Here is a 21,831-nt window from a genome sequence, read left to right on the forward strand (position 1 = left end):
GAACCGCACCCGCACGTCGCCGGGGTATTCCGTCTGCGACCACGCCAATTCGCGACCGGACAGCGCCGCGCCGTCGACTCAGGCGCCCACCACGACAGCCATGACGACGCCCCCGCCGCCGTCGACCACGAGCGAAGCGCCGCCCCCGCCGTCGACCACCACGACCACCACGACCACGGTGCCCATGACCACCGAATGGATCCACGTTCCGCTGCTGCCGGTGCCGATTCCGATCCAGGTGCCGCAGACGCAGGCTCCCCAGACGCAGGCGCCGCAATACACGCCATATCCGCAGTATCCGCAGCAGTACCCGCAGTACCCGGGGAACTCCCAGAATCCGTTCCTGAGCCCGGGCTACTAGCCGCGCCCGTCGTCCCTGCTGAGCGCGCTCCATGAGCGCGTCCGTCCCCGCGCGGGTAGGTTTGGTGTCACCCGGTCGGGCGGGGTCTATCCGGCGGTGTCCTCATGGACCCCGGAGCAAATCAGCGGACTGTGGAGGCGTGACGTGGACATCGTGCTGGGGGTCTCGATGGCTCCCGAGACGGTCCGCCTGGTGGTCATCGAGGGCCAGAACGCCGACGGTGTGACCGTCGAACAGGACGAGTTCGAGGTTGCCGGCGGCGCAGGCTCGGTGACCGCCGGGGCGGTCGACCAAGTGCTTGCGGCGATCGACGGCACCCGGGAAGGTGCGCTCGCGGGCGGCTACCACTTGGTGTCGACCGGAGTGACGTGGACGGATCCCGCAGGGGTCGGCGCCCTGCGGGATGCGATGGGCCGCCACGGCATGGGCAACGTCATGCTGGTGTCGCCGCTGCTGGCCGCGGCCGCGCTGGCCCAGACGGTCGGGTCCGCCCTGGACTACGCACACATCGCGATGCTGTTCGTGGAGCCCGAGACCGCGACGCTGGCCGCGGGCGGGGCCTGGCGGTTCTCGATGCCGGTCAGCGTGTAGGCCACGCCACCGATCGCCGTCATGGCGACCAGGGCGGACATCCCGATGATCAGCTGCGACAGCCGAAGGCGGCGCCAGGGCCGGTCCGGGGGCGGGTCGATCACGTTCAGGCGCATCGACCAGCCGGACGGGCCGTCTTCGTCGTAGGTTTCGCCGCCGAACCGCACCCGCACGTCGCCGGGGTATTCCGTCTGCGACCACGCCAATTCGCGATCGGTCAGCGCCTCGTCGTCGATCACCAGCACGTCGCCGGCCCCGAGGTCGACGACATCGCCGGCGGCGTTGGCGGCCGCGAGCACGCCGATCGACGTCCGCGTGCGCAGGCTCAGCTCGTCACCGCGCGACGCCAGCACCAGCGCGCCGCAGGCCGCCGCGAGTGCGGGTTGCGACGGCGTCAGGACGGGAATGCGCCCGTGCACCGAAAGCCGTTCGGCGACAAGCGGAATGTGTGCGCCTCCACCGACGGTCACCACCGCGCACAGGTCCGCCCAATTCTTGCGGTAGCGCACCAGCATGTCGTCGAAGGCGTAGATGAAGCCGGTCAGCCGATCCGCCATCAGGTCTTCGAGATCGTCGCGCTTCAGCGTGAAGCTGCAGCTGCGTTCACCGAGCTGGGCGGCGATTTCGGTGACCACGTCGGTGGACAGCCGCTCCTTGGCCAGCCGGCATTGTTCCCTCAGCTCGCCGAGTTGCCCGACGGCAGCCGTGCTGCCCGGGTCGATACCGCTGCCGCGGCCCAGCTCCTCGAAGACCCGCAGCAGCAACTCCTGGTCGATTTCGTTGCCGGACAGAGCCGCGTAACGCATTGTCGCGGTGATGAGTTCGAAATCGCCCGCGACATTCACCAGCGTGGCCGACGTACCGCCGCCACCGAAGTCCAGCAGCCCCACCACACCTTCGTCGGGCAGGCCGAGCTCGGACTTCACGGCGGTCAACGACGCGATCGCGTCCGAGACGAGCCGGGGCGCCATGCCGCTGCGGACGAATCCCAGATGCGTGCGCAGACCGTCGCGCAACGCCTGCACCGTAACGGGTTTCCAGTACGCGGGCACGGCAATGGAGATCTCCGAGCACGAGGCGTCCGCGCCGGCGGCGCGCACCATCGCGTCCAGGGCCTCCACCGTCAGCAGCTCCGGGTCGTGCGCGGACCCGTCGGCGGACACCAGCGCCACCGAGTCACCGATGCGCTCGACGAAGCCCTTCATCATCACGCCGGGCTCGGCGAGGTACGAATTCTCCCCGGGAACACCCACTTCGGGCGCGCAGTGCGGGTAAAGCGTCAGCACCGAACGCCGGGTAACCGGTGGACTTTCGTTGCGCGCAGCGACCAGGTTCGTGGTCCCGATCGACAACCCAAGTGGGTCGTACATAGAGCGAAAACTTTCGTCTATAGGGGTCGGTGGCCAGCGTTAACCATAGCCGTGGACACGCCCAAAACCGATGGCTTGCAACATCATCGGTATTCGGTCGATGCCACCTCGTCACCGAAGTGGTACCGCTGACCCCTTGACAAATTGACGCGGTTGCTTACACCACGGTCAGCGGCAGCGACCGTCTCGGCTCAAACTGGAATGTCGCTCCGCCGCTCACCTTTGTTACCGACACCTCGGGCAGTTCGGCCGCCGCCGTATCGGTTTCGACCAGTTCGGCGGTCCAGTCGGTGTTGGTGCCGCTGACCCGGACCTCGATGTGCGGGTCGACGGCGGTGGCGATCGCCTGCAGCGGTTGCACCGATTCCGGTGAGCACAGCGCAATCCACGCGCCGTCGTCGTGGGCCGGCGAGCGGTGCACCACGAGCCGGTCGGCCGTATCCGCGCAGACATAGCCCGCGGGGTTCAGCAGGGGGTGCAGGTCGAGCACCTGCAGCACGCCTTCGATGCCGCCCGGGAGCCCCAGCGCGCGGTGAATGCGCTCGGCGGCCACGCCCGCTATTCCGGTCAGGCCTTGCGTGCACACCGACACGGCCTGGGCGTCGTCGGTGGCGCGCGCGGTCACCGCGATGGCGAACGACAGGTAGAGCAGGTGCATCTGCAGACACACCTCGTCGGCCATCCGCACCAGCGCCGAATGCGAGAAGCCGGCGAAGTCGAAGTCGGACAGCAACGGCCCGGAGTAGTCCGCCTTGCCCTCGTCGGAGCGGTCGATCGGATCGAGTTCCCATGTGGCGGCCCGGGTTTGGCGCACGATGTCCAGGGCGGGAATGCTCTGCGCCTCGGGATAGGACTCGTCGATGATGACGGTCCACGCGCAGTGCGGGTGGCGGTCCTTCGGTGTCCGCGGCGGCCGGTGGATGGGGCGCACCTGGGCGCGGGCGTTGGTCGCCACCGCGGTGGCGTCGAAGGTCGGGTCCTCGATGGTGTGGCACATGCCGAAGACGTACTTCTCACCCATCGGCTCCACGTCGAGCAGCGCGCCGCAGTGGTCAAGCTGGAATTCGCCGTGCCAGCGGTCGTGCACGGTGTAGCGGAAGTCCATGAATTGCGGTGGCGCGCCGATGTCGAGCTGCAACCCCTTGAAGATGGTCGGCACGTCGTCGCCGGTGAAGTTGAGCGCCCGCTGCATGCGCCGGGTGTAGATGGGGCTGGCGCCCGCCCACTCCTCGATGGCGATCTGCACCATCTCGTCGCGCCCGAACGCACTGATGCACCAGGCCATGCCCGAGCGGTCGATCAGTTGCCCGATCAGGAGCAGTTCGGGAACCAGGACGGCCAGCTGTTCGCGCGTCAACCGCGCATAACGGGATCGGCTCACGGGCCAAAAATAGACTTGGCTATGTTATAAAGTCAACAATGTCGATTGCTGCAGGTCAGGCCGGGGGTTCGGTTGGTCCCACCCGGCGCACCACGGCGCCGCGCAAGCGCGGCGACGACACGCGCGCGAAGATCATCGACGAGACCGTCCGCTGCATCATGGAGGAGGGCTTCGCCGCCGCGACCGCCAAGCACGTCGCCGAACGCGCGGGCGTGACGTGGGGCGTCATCCAGTATCACTTCGGCGATCGCAACGGCCTGTTGATGGCCGTCGTGGACGACGGGGTGGACCGGCTGATCGAGAGCCTGTCAGCGGCCGATGTCAGCGAGTTGCCGCTCCGGACGCGCATCGAGGTGGTCGTCGACACCGCGTGGAGCTGCTACAGCAGCCCGACGTCGATGGCGGCGTTCGAAATCCTGCGCGCGACCCGCGGCGGGCCGGGCGAGTCCCCCCGGCGCCACCTGCTGGAGATGAACGCGGCCATCGGGCAGCTCGGGCGACTGATCACCGACGATCCAGCGAACGCCGGTGCGGCCGAAGTCATCTGGGCCACGCTGCGGGGCGTTGTGCTGGCGCAGATGGTCACCGGGACCGCCATCGACTGGAGCCTGGAACGGCGTGCCCTGATCGACATGGTCACCCGCTACCTCTCCGACGGTCCGGGCCACCGCGACACCTGAACCACCCACCAGACACGCCGCACAACGCGACCGTCGTTCAAGTCTCGGCGGTGCCGGCTCCTCGATGCGAGCGCAGGCGGCTCACCGCCGTGTGCTGCAATCACCTGATGACCCCTCACGATCTCGCCGACATCGAAGCCATCAAGCAGGTCAAGTACCGGTACCTGCGCGCGCTGGACACCAAGCACTGGGACGACTTCGCCGACACGCTGGCCGAGGACATCAAGGCCGATTACGGGCCGTCGATCGGCAACGAGTTGCACTTCACCAACCGCGACGACCTGGTCGAGTACATGCGTACGTCGCTGCCCGCCAACGTCATCACCGAGCACCGGGTGACCCACCCGGACATCACCGTGGACGGCGATTCCGCAACGGGCAGTTGGTATCTGCAGGACCGCGTGATCGTCGCCGACTTGAACTTCATGCTGATCGGGGCGGCGTTCTACCGTGACACCTACCGGCGCACCGACGCCGGCTGGAAGATCTGCGGCACCGGCTACGACAGGACCTACGATGCCACAATGTCGTTGGAGGGCATGAACTTTCACGTCAAGCCCGGCCGCGCGCTGGCCACCGAGGCCTGACCGGACGCTACTTGGTGATTGCGATCACCGCGCCGGGACGCAGCCATTTCATGATCGACACCAGCTGAGCGTCGTCGACGGCGACGCATCCCTCGGTGGGTTTCCCATCGGTGGTGTGGAAGAAGAACGCCGCGCCACCGCCCGGGGTCTTGTTCTTGTTGACTCCCATCACGACAGCGTGCTTGTACTGCGGGATTTGCAGATTCTCGCTTTCGGCGGTGTTGAACGGGCACTGGGCCTTCTGACACACCTGCATGGAGTTGAAGGTGGGGCTGTGGTCGTCGCCGCTCCACCAGTGATTGGGGCCCACCTGGGTATACGGCAGTCCGGTACCGGGATTCGGCGCGGTGCCGAAGGCGGAGTCCAGGGTGTACACGCCCATCGGCGTGGCCGGCACCCCGCTCTTGGCCTCGGGAGCCATGCCCGCCGAACCGACATGCGTGGGAATGCCGGTCCGCAGCGCCTGCCACCCGGCGGCGGAGCGCTGGTAGATGTCCATCGTTGCGTTCGACCCGCCGGTGCTCATCACCGAAACCACCTGCGTGGCATTGCCGACGGCGTTCGCGAACCAGGGGGCGCCCGCCGCGGAACTGATCGGCGCCAGCGCGAGCGAGCCGAAAATCGCGCACGCCAAAGCGGATAGCGAAGCGAGCAGTCGGCGCATGACCTTTATCGTCAGACCCCCACAGCGCGAGGTCAAGTAAAGCTTTAGACCCGGTTAGGTCACCGGGCCGTGACCAAATCCCCCGCGTCGCACGGCTTTCGGGAGGAAGCCGGGCTCGCCGGCCGAATTACCGTGAAACACAGCAGGAAATACAAGTAGCCGAGCGACCAGCCCGCCAATACGTCGGACGGGTAGTGCACGTTCAACGCCACCCGCGAAATCCCCACCCCCAGCGCGCTCAGCGCGACCAGCGCGACCGCACCGCGGCGCACCGCACGGTTCATCGTCGGCAACCCAAGGGACAGCGCCGCGAGCAACGCCGCCGTCGCCTCCAGGGCGTGCCCGGACGGAAACGATGTCTCGGCCGCGGCCACCAGCATGGTCGACGGCCGCGGCCGGTCCACCAGCGCCTTGGCCGCCAGCGTGACGAGCCCGCTCAGGGGCGCACACGCCAACAGCAGCAGCGCCGCCCGCAGCCGGCGCATTACCAGGGCGGCCACCGCCGCCACCGTGCCCAGCACCCGCAGCGGTACCGGGCCCAGCGCGAAGGAAACGTCGGCCCAGAACCGCACCCAGAACGGGTGTTTGACCGCGCTGTCCCGCGCGGCGTTCAGCAGTGACCAGTCCATGCGCTGCTGCCAGTGCCAGTGCTGGGAGTAACCCACCCACATGAGCGCGTACACCGCCACGGCGGTCAGGGCGATGCAGGCGGCCGGCATGAGCCGCGATCGGGTCATGACCCCACCGATACCAGTTGCGCCGCGCGCCGGCGCGGGCGCCCTGACCACACGGTTCCCGGCGCCGGTCCATACTGGCGTCATGGCCGTGTTTGTCCGTAGGTTGCTCGGCATCGGCAAGCTACCCGACGACGTGTACGCGCAGGTCGAGGCGGAGGGCCTTATCCACCTCGCCGACTACGTCCCGGTGACCCGGCGATTCCGGGGCGCCATCCCCGGCGTGCGATTGCCGCACAGCGTCGCCAGCTACACGGGTTCGCTGGTGTTCAGCTCCGAGCGGGTGCTCGCCACGTTGTCCATGCTGCCCAGGCTGGCCGGCCCGACCGTCGACGTCCGCTGGGACGCGCCGCACAACGGTGCGGCGCAGGTCGAGATATCGTCGACCGGTTTGCAGGTCGATGTCGACGTCGCGCGGGTGGACCCGAAGTTCAGCGGCGAACTGTCGCTGCACTACAAGGTCGCCATTCCGGCCGATGTGCTCAGCGGCCTGCCGCGGCGATCGCTCACCTTCGACATGCCGCCCGACTACGTCTTTCGCGCGGTCGGCGTTACCTATAGTCCGTGACGGTCATCCGCGGCCAGGGCGGCTGCCGCAGCACCGCCAGACTGCCGATCACCGCCGCCAGCAGGCCGGTCAGCACTCCGATCAGCGCGATTCGACTCCCGTCCACCGCGGGCGTCCAGGACGCCTCGCCGTTGCGGACGACGAAGACGCCGCACGGTTTGACGACGGGGATCACCGTGGCGCCGTCCGGTGTCTGATAGGGCTCGCCGTACACGCCGCCGGCGGCGCGGTCGGTGGGCAGCTGGTCGAGTAGGTCGAAGGGCTTCACTGAACACTCCTTTCTCGGGTGTTCGCCGGGTCCGTGCCGCGGACACCGTTCACGCTAACGCGGATTTCCTACGATGACTCCCGTGAGCGAGGAGGGCTTCAGCCCGCAGGAGCGACGGGCCGTCTATCGGGTGATCTCCGAACGGCGGGATATGCGCCGGTTCTCACCCGGCGTGGTGGCCGAAGATGTGCTCGCGCGCCTGCTGCAGGCGGCCCACGCGGCGCCCAGCGTCGGCCTGATGCAGCCGTGGCGTTTCATCCGGATCACCGATGACGGGCTGCGGCGCCGCATCCACGCCCTCGTCGACGAAGAGCGCCCGCGCACCGCCGCGGCCCTGGGCGAGCGGGGCGAGGAGTTTTTGGCGCTGAAGGTCGAAGGCATCCTGGAATGCGCCGAGCTTCTGGTGGTGGCGCTGGTCGACGACCGGGAGCGGCACGTGTTCGGCCGGCGGACGCTACCGCAGATGGACCTCGCGTCGGTGTCGTGCGCGATCCAGAATCTGTGGCTGGCGGCGCGCTCCGAAGGCCTTGGCATGGGCTGGGTTTCGCTGTTCGATCCGCAGCGGTTGGCGGCCCTGCTGGAGATGCCCGCCGGGGCGGAGCCGGTGGCCATTCTGTGCCTGGGACCGGTGCCCGGATTCCCCGACCGGCCGGCGCTGGAGCTGGACGGCTGGGCGGTCGCCCGCCCGCTCTCGGAGTTCGTCTGCGAGAACCGCTGGAGTCGGCGCGCCCAGGTTCCCCCCGAGTAGCTGCGGTATCGTCGCCGGTCGCGGGCAAATTGGAGAGGTGACGCAATTGGCGCCGGGCGAAGCAGCCGACCGACAAGACAACGTGCTGATCGTGCACTGGCACGACCTGGGGCGCTATCTGGGCGTCTACGGCCACCCGGACGTCTCCAGCCCCCGGCTGGACCGCCTTGCCGCCGAGGGCATCCTGTTCACCCGGGCGCACGCCACGGCGCCGCTGTGCTCCCCGTCGCGCGGATCGCTGTTCACCGGCCGCTATCCGCAGACCAATGGCCTGATCGGGCTGGCGCACCACGGCTGGGAGTACCGCAGCGGCGTGCGCACCCTGCCGGAGATATTGAGCGATGCGGGTTGGTACTCGGCGCTTTTCGGCATGCAGCACGAGACGTCGTACCCGCAGCGGCTGGGCTTCGACGAGTTCGACGTGTCGAACTCGTACTGCGAGTACGTGGTGGACAAGGCGGCCGAATGGCTGCGTGACGGCGACGAGGATCTCGGGGGCCAACCGTTCCTGTTGACCGCCGGCTTCTTCGAGACGCACCGGCCCTATCCGCGGGACCGCTACGAGCCGGCGGACACCGCGCAGGTCGACCCGCCCGACTACCTACCCGACACCCCCGACGTGCGCGGCGACCTGGCCAGCTTCTACGGGGCCATCGCGACGGCCGACGCCGCCGTCGGCCGGCTGCTGGACACGCTGGCCGAAACCGGGATGGACGCCACCACCTGGGTGGTGTTCTTCACCGATCACGGTCCGGCGTTCCCGCGCGCGAAATCCACGCTTTACGACGCGGGAACCGGCATCGGCATGATCATCCGGCCCCCCGCCAGGCGGGCACTCGCCCCTGTCGTCTACGACGAACTGTTTTCCGGCGTGGACCTGCTGCCGACGCTGCTGGGCCTGCTGGGTCTCGACGTTCCCGACGATGTCGACGGGGTGTCGCACGCGCGCGCCCTCGTCGAGCCGAACCCGCATGCCGTGCCGGTCCGAGACCACGTGTACACGACGAAGACTTATCACGACTCCTTCGATCCGATCCGCGCGATTCGCACCAAGGAGTACAGCTACATCGAGAACTACGCGCCCCGGCCGCTGCTCGACCTGCCGTTGGACATCGAGGAGAGCCCGTCCGGGATGGCCGTGGCACCCTTGGTCACCGGGCCGCGCCCGCAGCGCGAACTCTACGATCTGCGCACCGACCCCACCGAGACCACCAACCTGCTCGCCGGTGACGACGGGGATGCGGACGAGGTCGCCGCGGATTTGGCTGTCCGACTTCATGATTGGCGCCAGCGCACCGGTGACGTCATCCCTTCGGAGTTCGCCGGCACCCGCATCTCCGCGCGCTACACCGAGACGTACCTCAAGATTCACCGGATGAAGCCGACCTCCCGGTCGGCGATCGCCGCCGAACGCGGCATCGAGAAGGAAGCGAGCGGCTAGCCGGCGGAGCGCCGCGAGCCGCCGACCTCGGCGACGATGAACACCCGCCGGAACGGGAAGATCGTCGTGCCGTCGCTCCGGGGCGGGTAGGCGTCGTCGAGCAGCGGGATGAGTTCCTCGCGGAATCGCTCCCAGTCTTCGGCGCTCAGCCGCTCGCGCACCGGAACCAGCGCCGTCCCGGTGATCCATTCCAGCACCGGATTGTCACCGGACAACTGGTGCAGGTAGGTGGTCTCCCAGACGTCGACCTTGCATCCTGCGTCGAGCAGCAGATTGGCGTATTGAATCGGCGGCTGCACCACGGCACCGACGCGGAACGGTATGTCCCGCATCACCTTTGCATAGGGCTCACGCCGGGCCAGTGTCCGCACCGTGGCGTGTGACGGCGTCTCGAAGTTGCCCGGGATCTGGACGGCGATCCACGAACCGGCGGGCAGCTCGTGCACCCAGCGGACCAGCAGGTCGGCATGCTCGGGCACCCAATGCAGGGCGGCGTTGCTGACCACCACGTCGGTATCGGGCTTGGGCTTCCAGTCCCGTAAGTCGCCGACGACCGCGTCGATGCCGCGTTCCCTTGCCGCGGCGACCATCTCCGGCGAGGTGTCCATCGCCTCGATCACCGCTTCCGGCCAGCGCCGCGACAGGTACTTGGTCAGGTGGCCGGGCCCGCAACCGAGATCGACGACCCGCCGGGCCCGCTCGGCCCCGACCCGGGACAGCAGGTCGTAGAAGGGCCGGCTGCGATGGTCCGCAAAGGCCAGGTAGACATCTGGATCCCACATGTCGATCCTCCTGATCAACGCGCCGTCGCTAGTCGGCAGACAGACCAACCGTATTACCGCATGGCGCCCCGGCGCCGCCCAACTGGCCCCGGGAGCGGCGCCCGCCGGTTAGCATCGGCTTTCGTGGCGCCCGATACTTCGCTTGATCCGCCCATTCCCGTTCCGGACATTCCCGGTGCATTCAAGGGCGCTGACGTACCCGTCGACGTCGGCGGATTGCCCCCGAATTCCGCGTTGTCCCCCCGCCAGCGCATGGTAGTCGAGGGCTCCGCCATCGGCGACCTCGCCCTGCGCACCTGGGTGTCGTCACTGCTGACCGCGACGGTGGCCCCGGCCGTGCTCGCCGCTTCCCTGCGGCACACCGATGCCGGCGCCGAGCGCGCGAACCTGAGCTTCTACGCCGAGCTGGGCGCGCAGCGAGACCCGGTGAAGTCGTTTCCCGCGCCGACGAAACCGCCGCGGGTCAGGTCACGGACGGCCAGCCCGCTGACCGAGTGGGTCGCCGGCGGCACGGTGGAAAACATCGCGTTCGAAAGCAGTTTCACGGCCATCAACCCCGCGATGCGCGAGCAATGGGCTGCGTGGCGGTCCAACAACACCGTGCGCGCACAGCACTGGCGCCACGCCGACGGGCCGCGTCCCACGCTGTGTGTCATCCACGGCTTCATGGGGTCGTCGTATCTGGCCAACGGGCGGTTCTTTGCGCTGCCGTGGTATTACCGGTCCGGTTACGACGTCCTGATGTACACCCTCCCGTTTCACGGCAAGCGCGCCGAAAGGCTCTCGCCGTTCAGCGGTTTCGGCTATTTCGCGGGCGGGCTCAGCGGCTTCGCGGAGGCCATGGCCCAGGCGGTGCACGACTTCCGGTCCATCATCGATTACCTGCGCGGTACCGGGGTCGACCGGATCGCGCTGACCGGCATATCGCTGGGTGGGTACACCTCGGCGCTGGTGGCCTCGGTCGACGACCGGCTCGAGGCCGTCATCCCGAACTGTCCCGTCGTCACCCCGGCAACCCTGTTCGACGAATGGTTTCCGGCCAACAGGCTCGTGCGGCTGGGGCTGCGGTTGTCGCACATCAGCCGCGACCAGTTGTGGGACGGGCTGTCCTACCATTGCCCGCTGACCTATCGGCCGTTGCTGGACAAGGACCGGCGGATGATCATCACCGGGCTCGGCGATCGGATGGCACCGCCGGATCATGCCGTCAAGCTGTGGGAGCATTGGGATCACTGTGCGCTGCACTGGTTTCCGGGCAGCCATGTGCTGCACGTGAGCCAGCTGGACTATCTGCGCCGGATGACCGCGTTCCTGCAGACCGTCATGTTCTAACCGTCTCCTCGGCCGCCAGGGTCGGCCAGTCCAGCTCCGTCAGCAGGGCCGCCGGGGCATCGGTGTGCCCGTCGAGCCGCCGTGTGGACAACAGATCCAGCGCCTCGAGCGCCGGCCGGTGATTGCCGCGCTGCGGGATCAGCCCGGCCAGCGGCACGGTCCGCTCCGGTGGCGTGTCGGTCAGGAAAGCACACGCGGCCGCAACGGTGTTGTGGGTGCCGTCGCCGGCGATCTCCAGCGCCATGCACGTCTCCCGCGCCGGATACGCGCGGATCGACTCCAGCGTCTCGGCCAACTCCCGGCCCACCTGAACCCGGTATGCGGCAAGGTAATCCGACGTTCCGCGCTGCACCGCGGACCATCTCTCCCGCGGGTTGGAGGTGAGCAACCGCGGGACGTCGTCGGATGCGACGCTGTTGACTTCCCACCCGAGCTCCCGCAGGTGGTCGGCCAGCCGGCGCGCCGCCACCTGCGCGGTCTCGTGCAACGGGATGCGCGCGGAGCGGGCGCGCAGCGCGGCCAGGTTGTCGATGGCCGATATCGTGATGCCGATCCACGTCTCGTGCCTGGACGCATCGGATGCGTTGTCGCGACTGGTGATTCGGATCTTGTCCGCGCGGATGCCGTAACGGTCCAGGTAGCTGGCGATCAAGGGCAGCGGCAGCGCATCGGCCGCGTCGCCGCCCGGCGCCCCGACCCGCAGCAGCGCGGTTGTCGCGGTGGCAGAAGCGGATTCGGGTGCGCTCGTGTCGCCGCGTCCCATGATCGCCAGCCGGCGGCGCAGCAGCGTGGTGAAATACAAACCGCGCCAGGCGCCGAACAGCACGAGCACCACGGCCGCGGCGATCCCGAGCAGCCAGTAATCGCGCGGCGACCGCCAGGGGTAGGCCATCACCGCCGGCACGACGGCCAGCAACGCCAACGTGATTCGGCCGGGTCCGGGGGTGGGCGTCCAGCGCTGCAGGCTCACGGGGTGGGGTCCTTTCGTCGGCGGGTGGCGGTGGCGGCGACCGCGCCCGCGACTGCGACAAGCACAGCCAGCGCGGCGGTTCCAACCATCGCGACAATCCGCGGGGTGGTGTCCTTGGGCGCGGGTGCCGGCGGGACGGCGACCGGCTTGACCGGGGCCGCGGGCGGCGGATTGCCCGCGGGCAGCTGCCAGGTCAAGGCCGCCACCGGGTCCACACTGCCGGTGCCGACAACGTTGGACGGCGCCCGGGCGCCGTTGTGGGCGGTCGCGGTGATGCGGTGCACGACCTGGGTGGCGTTGAGCGCGGGGTACTTGCTGCGGACCAGCGCTGCGACGCCGGCCACGTAACCGGCCGCGTAGCTGGTGCCGCTCAGGGCCACCTGCTGCTGGTGCTCGTCGGGCAGCCCGTTGGCCAGGCCGCCACCGTCGGCGTTGCTGACCGACACGATCCGTTCGCCCGGCGCCGAGATGCCCACCCACGGCCCGGCCATGGTGAACTTCGACGGCTGGCCGTCCGGTGTCAGGGAGGCCACGGACAGCACGTACGGCTGCCACACGGACGGGATGGAGATCGAGGTGACACCGGCCCAGTTGCGTGGATCGTCCGGGTGACTCAGGTCGGTGAGCGGGTTGGACTCACAGGACGTGCCGCCGGCGACGGATCCGGTCGGTCCGGTGTTGCCGGCGGCGGCCACGATCACCGCATCCTTCTCCACCGCGGCATAGCGAATGGCCGCGCCGAGAGCGGCCTGGTCGACGGGCCGGTCGGCGGGCAGGCAAGTGAGCGTGGAGATGTCGATCACCCGGGCGCCGAGGTCGGCGGCGTGCACGATCGCGCGGCCCAGCGTGGCGACGTCCGACGCCGCCCGCGCCAGCAGCGGGTCACCGCCGGGGGTGCGGGGTGAGTACTTGGCCGACGTCGTCCTGATCGACACCACGCGCGCCGCGGGCGCCACGCCGGCAAAGCCGTCTTCGCCGGGCTGCCCGGCGATGAGTCCGGCCACCAGGGTGCCGTGGCCGTCGCAGTCGGTCAGGCCGTCGGTCGTCTCGACGAAGTCACCGCCCGGATCGACGTTGGGCAGCCGCGGACCCGGCCGTACACCGGTGTCGAGCACCGCCACCAGCTGGCCGTCACCCCGCGAGAATTGCCATGCCCCCGACAGATTCAGCGTCGCCTGGCTGGGCGTGACGGCCGCGGGATCGCTGCCGGGGATGACCCCGGAGACGCTGCACGGGCCGCGCTGCTCCATCGGCTGCACGGGGCCGGGGGCCCCGCTCGGCGGCGGGACGCCCGGATCGACCTTCGGCTGATCGATGGCCAACGCCGACGGACACGTCCACAGCACGGCCACCAAAGCCGCTGCGAGACAGGCCGATCCGGACCGGATCATCGATTGAGTATCCAGGTGAAGATGCCGACCAGGTAGGCCATGACGGGGATGAGTGACGCATCGAGCCCGGCCGCAACGAAGCCCACCAGCCGGCGCACCGGAAGCGAATAGCTTTCCGGCTCGGCGATGCGCGGGTTGAGGGCCACCACTATCCACACCACGGCGAGCACGACGAGCACCAGCGCCGCACCCAGCGCGGCGGCGAAACGTTCGGTCGCGGTGTAGATCACGAGCAGGACGCCGCCCGCCAGGTAGGGCTGCGCGAGCAGCCACGCCTTGCACGCGGCCGAATCCCACACCCTGGCGCGTAGCACGGATGTTGCCGCCGTGGCGCCCACGATGTACCAGCCCACGCCGCTCAACGCCTCGGGGCGCAGCGCGATCGCCACCGAGCCCAGGGCACTGAGCAGCACTGCGGCAGCGATGAATCCGTTCTGATGGGCATCGCTGATCCGCACCCGCCGCGGCAGGTCCTCGAGCACCCGCAACGAGGGGGCCGAGGGGGTCGGGTCGCCGGGCGCCGGGATGACCGGCAGCGGGAAGCGCGCCCACAGCGCCGAGAGCTGAGCCGCCTCGACGGTGACCAGCAGCGCCGCGACGATCAGCCCGCAGCCGATGGCGAGCGGCCGCAGCTGCCAGAGCACCTCCGCGCCGGCGGCCAGCAGCACCCCCGCTCCCACCACCGCGGTCGCGGTGAAGAATCCGACGATGCGCTCCCGCTCCGCGCCGGGCACCATCAGGGCGATCAGCGACCATGCGGTGACGCCGGCCGCGGCGAGCATGATGTGCGCCGGCCCGAACCGTCCGGGCACCGCCAATGCCAGCGCGGCGCCGATCGGCACCAGCGCGGCGATCGCGCACGCGGACCCGGTGCGCGGCGAGCGCGCCGCGACCAGCAAGCCGACGATCGCGGTCACCGCCGCGACCGCGCTGACCGCGACCAGCCCGGCCAGCGCGCCGGTGGCGACGCGATAGGTGACCGAGAGCCCGGTCGCCAGGAATGCGACGGCGATCACCGCGGCCAGCGCGCCGCGCTGGATATGCGTTGCGCCCCAGGGCTTCAGCCGCGAAGTCGAGAAGATCATGGCAGCGTCGGCGATGTCCTCGACGATGCCGGGAGCCGCCTGCCCGGCGGGCAAGGGCTGCAGCGCCAGCAGGTCACCGTCCACTACCCCGACGGTGTCGAGGCTGGCGTCGAGGCTGAACGGCGCGCCGCCGATCGGGGCGAGACTCAGTTGGATCGCCGCGCCGAGGTCGGCCGTCCCTCGGGCGGTGTCGTCGGAGTCACCGTTCGATGTCGCGGGAATCACCAGACGTTGGACGGCGGGCAGGATTTCCCGCAGCGGCAGCTCGGCGGGCAACGCCATTTCCGTCAGCCGGCTGTCCGCGAGGATTGCCACGCGGACGATCGGCATCACGGCGCCGGACGTCACCGGACCCTCGAAACACGCTGGGGCCATACCTGAAACATCGTTGCTCTCTTCTCTATTGAGGGGTTATGCGTGTTGTGTAGTGAAATCTCTGGCCAACCGGTGACCGGAGAACCAATCGGACTCCGGCAGTAGCGCGGTCAGCTGTTCGAGCGCGACGGCGATCGCGAAGGGTGTGCCGGGGGCGAAGGTCGACACCCATTCGCCGTCGAATGCGCGGGACGGACTGACCAGCACCCGACCCGCGGCCGCATCGACGATGCTCATCCCCACCTCGGTGGTGGCGTGCCGCCCGTCGCGGTGGCAGCCCGCGACGATTTCGACGTAGCTGCGCGGACCGTTGAACACCGACTCCACCACCTTCCGCGCCGACTGCGGGATGCCGAGGTAGTCAACGACTTCGGCGAGGGAGGCGCCCGAGCGCAGCCGCTCGTCGGCCCGCGCGCCGACCCGCGTCGGCATGCTGAACTCGTCGAATCGGGCCGGCGGTTGCTGAGCGAGCCCGACGCCGAGAACGGGAACCAACGCGCGCGGATCGTCGATGTCCATGGCGGTGAACGTGATCAGTTGCGCGCTGCGCAGCGCCACGATCGTCCGGGAAGTCGTGGCCGAGCGCTGCGCCACGATGCCGCGCAGCAGCTCTCCGGTGCCGGCGTCCTTGGCGGGACCCACGAAGCGCAGGTCGAGCCATCTCTCCGGAAAGCACACCACTCTGATCCAGTCGGCCACCGCCGGGTGGACGACTCCACCCTCCGATACCAGACCCAACTGGGTCAGCTCGGCCTTCTGACGCTCGAGGAACGCCTGGCGTTGCGCGGCATCGCTATAGGGCGAGGTGATCGCGAGCACCCACGGGAAGCTGCCCGCCCCAATGGTTTCCGCTATGAACCACGCGTGATCGACCGTCAGCTCGACGGCGTTGGGCTCAGCGCTCATCTGACGAGAACTAGCCGCCCCATTTGGCGGCTTCGGCCTGGTCCCGGGCGAGCATCGACGTGGTGTTGGCCTCGTGGGTGCTGGCCATCGACTGGTAGGCGCGCACCAGGCTTTCCATGGCTTGGTTCCACTGAGCCTGCCAAGCCTGGTAGGTCATACCGGTGTCGCCCTGCCAGGCGTTGGACAGCGTGGCCTGCTCGCTGGCGATGTCCGAACCGAGCCCCTGCAGCGTGCCGGCGTAGCCGGACATGTCGGCGGCGTGGCTCAGCATCGCCGGGTAGTTGTACATGATCTGGGACATGACAAGTCCTTTCGCGGTTGTTGGCTGCTGAAGCCGGATCAGAAGGCGTTGTAGCCGGACGCGGCGGCGGCGTCGGCGGCCACGTAGGTGCCGGCGGCGTCGCCGAGGTTGGCCTGTGCGATGTCCAGCAGGGTGTTGACCCGGGCGGCGGCCTCGACGAACCGGGCGTGCGCGGCCTGGAACGCGGCCGAGGACTCGCCCTGGTGGAACGCCTGCGCCGACATCGCCTCCTGCTCGGCCTGGCTGATGGTGCTGCGCATCAGGGCCGCCTTGGCGCTGAATGCCGATTGCGCGGCCACCAACTGCGGGATATGAGCGTCCAACATACTCATGGTGATTCCTTTCTGTTCGTTCCCAAGGGGTTTCGCTGACTGACGGGCATGATGCTGACTGCGCTAGCCCCCTTCTCTCGGCTCGGTCGGATGCGCCGGGTCTTGGTCCGCGTCGTGGTCCCAGGTGCGGGGCATCATCGGCATCCTTGGACCGCCGCCGAATTCGCGATCGGTGAGCTTGGTCAACCCGGCCGCGTGGAAGGTGTTCTCCTTACGTGCGGTTCCAGCGAAGCCCAGTGTTCCGGCCCCCGCACCGGACGCCACCGCCGCGGCCAGTCGCTCGTCGTCGCCGTAGTCCGGTGCGATGCCGATGTCGGAGTCCATATCCAGGTATTCGTCGCTGTGGTCGCGCATCGCGGCGCGCCGGCGCCGCCGCGCACGCGTCTCGGCGCGGCTGGCCGCCGCCGCGCCGGCCGCCGGGATGGTCGCCGCCGGCGCCTTGGCCCCACCGCGCCCACCCACCGTCGGGCCGATGCCCGGGTCCGGGTCACCTCCGTAGGCGACCAGGTAAGCGAGAGTGCTCGGCGCCGACGCTGCGGCGGGGGCGGGAGCCGTACCGGAGCCCGCGGCGGCCGAACTGGCCGGTGCCCCAGCGGGACTCGCCACCGTCGGGGCCAGCGCAACCGCCGGCAGCGACGACGCCGGCCGGGTCGACGTCACGAGCGGTGTCGCGGCGGCCCCGGCCGCGACCGGCGCGATCTCGGCGGGGGCGGAGAGCAGCGAACCCAGGCCGATGCCGAGCAGCAGCGGGATGAGGAAGGGCGCGGTCAGGATCGCACCCCAGGTCGGCCAACCGACGGCGTTGAAGAACACCTGGTAGGCCACGAAGAACAGCAATGGACCGTTGGCCGCCAGGAACGCCGGCAGGTTCGAGAAGAAGTTCTGCAGCATCTGCTGAATGTTTCCGAAGAAGTCCTGCAGGAACTTCGACAGCTGCTGCCACCAATCCCCGGGTGTGTTCTGCGAGGCGTTGGCCGCGAGACTGTTGGCCTCACCGCCCGGACGCACGACGGACGGCGCCGGGGCGCTGCGCGGCGCGGCGGCGAGCGCCGCCCCCGAGGTGGCCTGATAAGCGCTCATCACGGTGGCGGCCTGGACCCACATCCGCGCATAGTCGGCCTCGTTGAGCGCGATGGGAATCGTGTTGATGCCAAAGAAGTTCGTCGCCACCAACACCCCGTGAACGGTGTGGTTGGCGGCCAGCTCCCCCAGTGTCGGCATCGCCGTCAGTGCGGCTGTGTACGCGGCCGCCGCGATCTCGTGTTGCGCGGCCACGCCCGCGCTGTCGGCGCTCGCCTGCTGCAGCCACGCCAGATACGGCGCATGCGCCGCCGCGTACTGCGCGGCACTGGGGCCCTCCCACGCCCCCGCCTGGGTCTCCCCGAGAACGCCCGTGAGTTCGGCTGCCGCCGTTGCATATTCGGTGCTCAGCGCGGTCCACGCGCCGGCGGCCGCCAACAGCGGCCCCGGTCCGGGACCCGCGCTCAGCAGCGCCGAATGCACCTCGGGTGGCGAGGCCATCCAGAGGGGCGCAACGGGGACAGTCATCGTCAGGCGCCCGCGAACCCGTACGTCGCGGCGGCCGCGGCGTCCCCGGCGAGATAGCTGGCGCCGGCTTCGCCGACGCCCACGCCGGCACGGCCGAGCTCTTCCACGCCCTGGGCGGCGACGGCAGCGTGCTCCTGGCCCTGCGCGCTGAAGCCAAGGGCGGTCTGCAACGACACCGGATCCACCGCCGGCGGCACCACCGCGGTGATGGCCGGAGCGGCCGCCGCATGGGCGGCCGCAAGGCGCGCCGTCAGCGCCTCCACCGCTGCACTGGTCGCGGCCAGGCCCTCGGGAACCACTCGCAACGTCATGACTCTCCCCTTTCACCAAACATCGCGGCCTCACCCACCAGCGGGTTGACCAACTGCACGTACGTCGGACTGTCGCTGTCGCCCAACAGAATCGCCCGCCCGGCCGGCAACCGGCCGAATCGCTGACCCCGGATTTTGCCGCTGTCCTGCGGATTGCCCGCCAGCATCAGCGTGGTCGCCTGCAGGTCGTTGAAGCGGCGCAGCAGCGAGTTGGTCATCAGAGCGTGCCCGGACCCGGTGGCCCGTGCCGTGACGATCACTCGCAGCCCCAAATCGGCCGCCTGCGAGAGGATTCCGATCAGCGGTGTCCATGGCCGCTGCCCGACGTACGGGCCGCTCATCGCCGGCACGTCCGGTACCTGGTCGACGTCGTCGATGATCAGGTAGTGGGTGTGGCCCGTGTAGGTCCAGCGGGCCAGCTCACCTGGCGACAATCCCGCCGGGGGACGACGCGACTCGATGATGTTGGCCAGCCCGAGCATGGCCGGGGTGATGCGGTCGACGTTGGCGGTGTACTCGTTGTCGGGGAACAACGGCTCGTCGACCAGGTGCAGTCGCCGGTCGAGCACCGTGAAGGCCACCTGGTCGGGCGTGGAGTTTTCGCGGATGGTGCGAATGATGTGGCGCAGCAACGTGGTCTTGCCGGACTTGCTGTCGCCGAACACCATCAGCAGCGGCTCGTCGGCGAAGTTGACGACGACCGGTGCGAGATCGTCCTCGCGCTGGCCGATGACAACCTGTTCCGGGCCGCGGTAGAGCGCACCGACCGTCTCGGGCGCGAGGTTGGTCGGCAACAGGCGCACTGGCGGCGCGGCCACGCCCGGGTGGCGGGCGTTGAGCGCGGCAATCTGGTCCAGCTCCGGCGCGGCGAACAGGAAGTGCTCGGCGGCCATCGTCAAGCCGCGGCCCGGCTGGTCGTGCGGCACCGATTCCGCGGGGCGCCGCAGCGCGCCGACAAGCCGGACGTTGCTGTCCCGCGGATCGTGCAGCTTGAGCTCGAGGCGCAGCCCGAGGCCGTCGCGCATCGCCAGCGGCACCTCGAGCCAGCTCGGGGTGGTGATGACGACGTGGATGCCGTAGGCGAGCCCGACGTTCACCAGCTCGCTCACCTTGGCCAGCAACGGGTTACGGGTGTTGAACTGGTCGGTGTTGTCCCGGCCGAACGCGTACAGGTTGTCGATGACCAGGAACACCTCGCCGTACCCGTCGTCGGGCGCGGCGCCGTGCCGGTCGCGGAACACCTCGCGCCGCTGCCGGGACAGCAGCAGCTGCTCCAGCTCGCCGAAGGTGCGCCGGATGCGCTCGGGTTCCAGCGCCGACGCGACGCTGCCGACGTGCGCCAGGTCTTCGAGCGCCCGCAGCTTGCCGCCGCCGTAGTCCAGGCAGTAGAACGTGACGTCGCGTGGCGAGTGCAGGCTGGCAGCCGACAGGATGAACGTCTGCAGCGCAGTCGATTTCCCGGACTTCGGGCCGCCGTGAATCACCACGTTCGCGGCCGACGAGGTGGCGTCGAACATCAGCGGGTCGCGGCGCATCTCGAAGGGCTTGTCGATCTCGCCGAGCGGCCACTGCCACTGGCGCTGTGGCACCCCGGCGCGCGCCAGCACCTCGGTCAGCGGGATCGGCTCGTCAAGCGGCGGCAGCCACAGCTGCGGCGCCCGCGGGCCGTAGCGCGCCAACTGGTCTCCGATGGTGGCGATCAGCTTGCGCGGCGGTCCGGTGAATTCCTCGTCGTCGGCCGCCGAGATCACCGTGTCCTGGTCCGGCTCGACGCGCCCGGCCGTGAACAGCTTGGGCTCCGGGGTCGCGTGCACCACATAGGCTTTGGTCTTTTGCGGCGGATCGTAGATGCCATCGACGTAGGTGCTGCGGAACTTGATCGGGGTCGCGCCCGGGGCGGGCACCAGGAAGCCCACGCCCTTGTGCTCCTTGCCCGACTCGATGTGGTACGCGTCCTCCACGCCGATGATCTGGCGGGAAACGCTGGGACTGGCCACCTTCAACCCGATGCGGTAGGAGGTGTTCTTGTCGATGTCCTTGATCTTGCCGACGTCCAGCGTCTGTGACGCGAACAGGATGTGGATGCGAAACGAGCGGCCCTTGCGCGCCACGTAATCGAACAACTCCGCGTATTCCGGGTGATCGGCCAGCATCAGGGTGAACTCGTCGGCGACCACGAACAGCGTCGGGATCGGAGGAAGGTCATGACCCGCGGCGATGGCGTTCTCGTATTCCACCACCGAGTTGAACGCGCTGCCCTGCACGCGGCGGCCGGCCTCGCGCAGCAGCGTTTCACGGCGGGCCACCTCCCCGCGCAACGTGTCGGCGAACCGGTCGGCCAGTGACTTCTTCTCGGCCATGTTGGAGATCACCGCGACGACCTGCGGGAAGTGGCGGAAACTGTCGGCGCCGGCTTCGCCCTTGAAGTCGGCGTAGATCACGATCAGCCGGTCGGCCGAATGGGTTGTCAACAGCGACAACAGGATTGACATCAGGGTCTGGGACTTTCCGGAGCCCGTCATGCCGATCATCAGGCCGTGCGGGCCCATCCCGCCCTCGGCTTCGTCCTTCAGGTCGAAGAACAGCGGCTCGCCCGTCGCGGTGACGCCGATGGGTACCCGCAACTCGTCCTCGCGGCGGCGCGGCGCCCAGAGTGTGGGCACGTCCAGCCGCGAGGCGTCCGGGATGCCCAGCAGCGTGGTGAAGGTGGCACCACGGGTGGCCGCCGAGCGCAGCCCGGTGTGCGTCGGGTTGGAGTCCCAGCGCGACAATAGGCGCGCCAGGTGGGCGGCTTCGTCGGCGCCGAGCCGGTCGGCGTCGTCGATGTAGGGCTGCCAGCCGCCGGTCTGCCAGCGTTCGATCGCGCCGTCGCCGACGCGCAGGATCGGCTTCTCCGGATCCGAGTACTGCTCGCGGTGCGGTGGTTTCGTACAGCGGTGCACGACGGTGACGCCCGCGCGGCCCAGCGCCAACGTCGAGGTGTTCAGGTCGAAGTCGGGGTCGTCCACCACGATGAGCAGGTGCCGCAGCGCGTCGGCGGGCGCGCCGGTGAACGCCGGGCGGTCGACGAACGCGGGGCCCAGCAGCAAGACGAGCTCGTCGGGA

At 69.3% G+C, this 21,831-nt stretch carries 21 protein-coding genes and 2 pseudogenes; 8 read left to right on the forward strand and 15 right to left on the reverse strand.

Annotated features, from left to right (window positions below):
* Positions 1-361: pseudogene (locus A5697_RS28455) on the forward strand (hypothetical protein); the annotation flags it as partial.
* 144 nt (positions 362-505) lie between these two features.
* A pseudogene (locus A5697_RS28460) lies at positions 506-910 on the forward strand (hypothetical protein); the annotation flags it as partial.
* On the opposite strand, the gene A5697_RS18310 reads toward A5697_RS28460, so the two are convergent.
* Together A5697_RS18310 and A5697_RS18315 are read right to left on the reverse strand one after the other, a co-directional pair.
* A complete protein-coding gene (locus A5697_RS18310) occupies positions 859-2,322 on the reverse strand; it encodes an Hsp70 family protein (protein ID WP_369806126.1) in 1,464 nt (487 codons plus the stop codon). The pseudogene A5697_RS28460 and the gene A5697_RS18310 sit on opposite strands and share 52 nt — an antisense overlap.
* Before the next feature lie 157 nt (positions 2,323-2,479).
* Entirely contained in the window at positions 2,480-3,703 is a 1,224-nt protein-coding gene (locus tag A5697_RS18315; RefSeq protein WP_067944108.1) for a hypothetical protein, read from the reverse strand.
* Positions 3,704-3,741: 38 nt separating this feature from the next.
* Between A5697_RS18315 and A5697_RS18320 the strand changes: the two genes are divergently transcribed.
* On the forward strand, positions 3,742-4,383 hold the full coding sequence (locus tag A5697_RS18320) for a TetR/AcrR family transcriptional regulator (RefSeq protein ID WP_067944110.1): 642 nt from the start codon (positions 3,742-3,744) through the stop codon (positions 4,381-4,383).
* A 107-nt stretch (positions 4,384-4,490) separates the two neighbouring features.
* Entirely contained in the window at positions 4,491-4,970 is a 480-nt protein-coding gene (locus A5697_RS18325) for a nuclear transport factor 2 family protein (protein ID WP_197501061.1), read from the forward strand.
* Between the two features lie 7 nt (positions 4,971-4,977).
* On the opposite strand, the gene A5697_RS18330 is transcribed toward A5697_RS18325, so the two are convergent.
* Together A5697_RS18330 and A5697_RS18335 are read right to left on the reverse strand one after the other, a co-directional pair.
* Positions 4,978-5,634 carry a L,D-transpeptidase gene (locus A5697_RS18330; protein ID WP_068011613.1) on the reverse strand — a complete coding sequence of 219 codons (657 nt, stop codon included), beginning with the start codon at positions 5,632-5,634 and terminating at the stop codon, positions 4,978-4,980.
* A gap of 59 nt (positions 5,635-5,693) precedes the next feature.
* Positions 5,694-6,371 (reverse strand): phosphatase PAP2 family protein, encoded by a 678-nt coding sequence (locus tag A5697_RS18335; protein ID WP_068011614.1) that lies wholly within the window; start codon positions 6,369-6,371, stop codon positions 5,694-5,696.
* An 82-nt stretch (positions 6,372-6,453) separates the two neighbouring features.
* Between A5697_RS18335 and A5697_RS18340 the strand changes: the two genes are divergently transcribed.
* Positions 6,454-6,936, forward strand: coding sequence for a hypothetical protein (locus A5697_RS18340; protein ID WP_067943912.1), 483 nt, complete (start codon positions 6,454-6,456; stop codon positions 6,934-6,936).
* On the opposite strand, the gene A5697_RS18345 is transcribed toward A5697_RS18340, so the two are convergent.
* Positions 6,920-7,204: a hypothetical protein gene (locus A5697_RS18345; protein WP_068011615.1), complete on the reverse strand. Its 285-nt coding sequence runs from the start codon at positions 7,202-7,204 to the stop codon at positions 6,920-6,922. The two genes, A5697_RS18340 and A5697_RS18345, sit on opposite strands and share 17 nt — an antisense overlap.
* Before the next feature lie 73 nt (positions 7,205-7,277).
* Here A5697_RS18345 and bluB point away from each other — a divergent pair, with 73 nt between their 5' ends.
* Positions 7,278-7,952 (forward strand): 5,6-dimethylbenzimidazole synthase, encoded by a 675-nt coding sequence (gene bluB / locus A5697_RS18350; RefSeq protein ID WP_068011616.1) that lies wholly within the window; start codon positions 7,278-7,280, stop codon positions 7,950-7,952.
* 37 nt (positions 7,953-7,989) lie between these two features.
* Positions 7,990-9,393, forward strand: a complete 1,404-nt coding sequence (locus A5697_RS18355; protein ID WP_068011617.1) for a sulfatase — start codon at positions 7,990-7,992, stop codon at positions 9,391-9,393.
* Here A5697_RS18355 and A5697_RS18360 read toward each other — a convergent pair.
* Complete coding sequence (locus A5697_RS18360; protein WP_067946360.1) at positions 9,390-10,175, reverse strand: trans-aconitate 2-methyltransferase; 786 nt, start codon at positions 10,173-10,175, stop codon at positions 9,390-9,392. The two genes, A5697_RS18355 and A5697_RS18360, sit on opposite strands and share 4 nt — an antisense overlap.
* A 123-nt stretch (positions 10,176-10,298) precedes the next feature.
* On the opposite strand from A5697_RS18360, the gene A5697_RS18365 reads away from it, so the two are divergent.
* Complete coding sequence (locus A5697_RS18365; RefSeq protein WP_068011618.1) at positions 10,299-11,507, forward strand: alpha/beta hydrolase; 1,209 nt, start codon at positions 10,299-10,301, stop codon at positions 11,505-11,507.
* Here the strand turns inward: A5697_RS18365 and eccE are convergent.
* The 9 genes from eccE to eccCb form a co-directional block, all read right to left on the reverse strand.
* Positions 11,497-12,477 (reverse strand): type VII secretion protein EccE, encoded by a 981-nt coding sequence (gene eccE, locus A5697_RS18370; RefSeq protein WP_068011619.1) that lies wholly within the window; start codon positions 12,475-12,477, stop codon positions 11,497-11,499. The two genes, A5697_RS18365 and eccE, sit on opposite strands and share 11 nt — an antisense overlap.
* Positions 12,474-13,868, reverse strand: coding sequence for a type VII secretion-associated serine protease mycosin (mycP, locus tag A5697_RS18375; protein ID WP_068011620.1), 1,395 nt, complete (start codon positions 13,866-13,868; stop codon positions 12,474-12,476). The genes eccE and mycP overlap by 4 nt, the downstream gene beginning before the upstream one ends.
* Entirely contained in the window at positions 13,865-15,328 is a 1,464-nt protein-coding gene (gene eccD / locus A5697_RS18380) for a type VII secretion integral membrane protein EccD (protein ID WP_156673357.1), read from the reverse strand. The genes mycP and eccD overlap by 4 nt, the downstream gene beginning before the upstream one ends.
* A 36-nt stretch (positions 15,329-15,364) precedes the next feature.
* A complete protein-coding gene (locus tag A5697_RS18385) occupies positions 15,365-16,234 on the reverse strand; it encodes an ESX secretion-associated protein EspG (RefSeq protein WP_067946351.1) in 870 nt (289 codons plus the stop codon).
* A 10-nt stretch (positions 16,235-16,244) separates the two neighbouring features.
* Positions 16,245-16,535: a WXG100 family type VII secretion target gene (locus tag A5697_RS18390; RefSeq protein ID WP_067946349.1), complete on the reverse strand. Its 291-nt coding sequence runs from the start codon at positions 16,533-16,535 to the stop codon at positions 16,245-16,247.
* A 38-nt stretch (positions 16,536-16,573) separates the two neighbouring features.
* On the reverse strand, positions 16,574-16,867 hold the full coding sequence (gene esxG, locus A5697_RS18395) for a type VII secretion system protein EsxG (RefSeq protein WP_067278108.1): 294 nt from the start codon (positions 16,865-16,867) through the stop codon (positions 16,574-16,576).
* Positions 16,868-16,930: 63 nt separating this feature from the next.
* Entirely contained in the window at positions 16,931-18,415 is a 1,485-nt protein-coding gene (locus tag A5697_RS18400) for a PPE family protein (RefSeq protein WP_067946347.1), read from the reverse strand.
* Positions 18,416-18,417: 2 nt separating this feature from the next.
* A complete protein-coding gene (locus A5697_RS18405) occupies positions 18,418-18,726 on the reverse strand; it encodes a PE family protein (protein WP_067946345.1) in 309 nt (102 codons plus the stop codon).
* Positions 18,723-21,831: type VII secretion protein EccCb (gene eccCb / locus A5697_RS18410; RefSeq protein ID WP_068011622.1), on the reverse strand; the 3,109-nt coding region annotated here is incomplete at its 5' end. The genes eccCb and A5697_RS18405, both read right to left, overlap by 4 nt.

It is taken from the genome of Mycobacterium sp. E3251 (genome assembly GCF_001666835.1).
Classification (GTDB): domain Bacteria; phylum Actinomycetota; class Actinomycetes; order Mycobacteriales; family Mycobacteriaceae; genus Mycobacterium.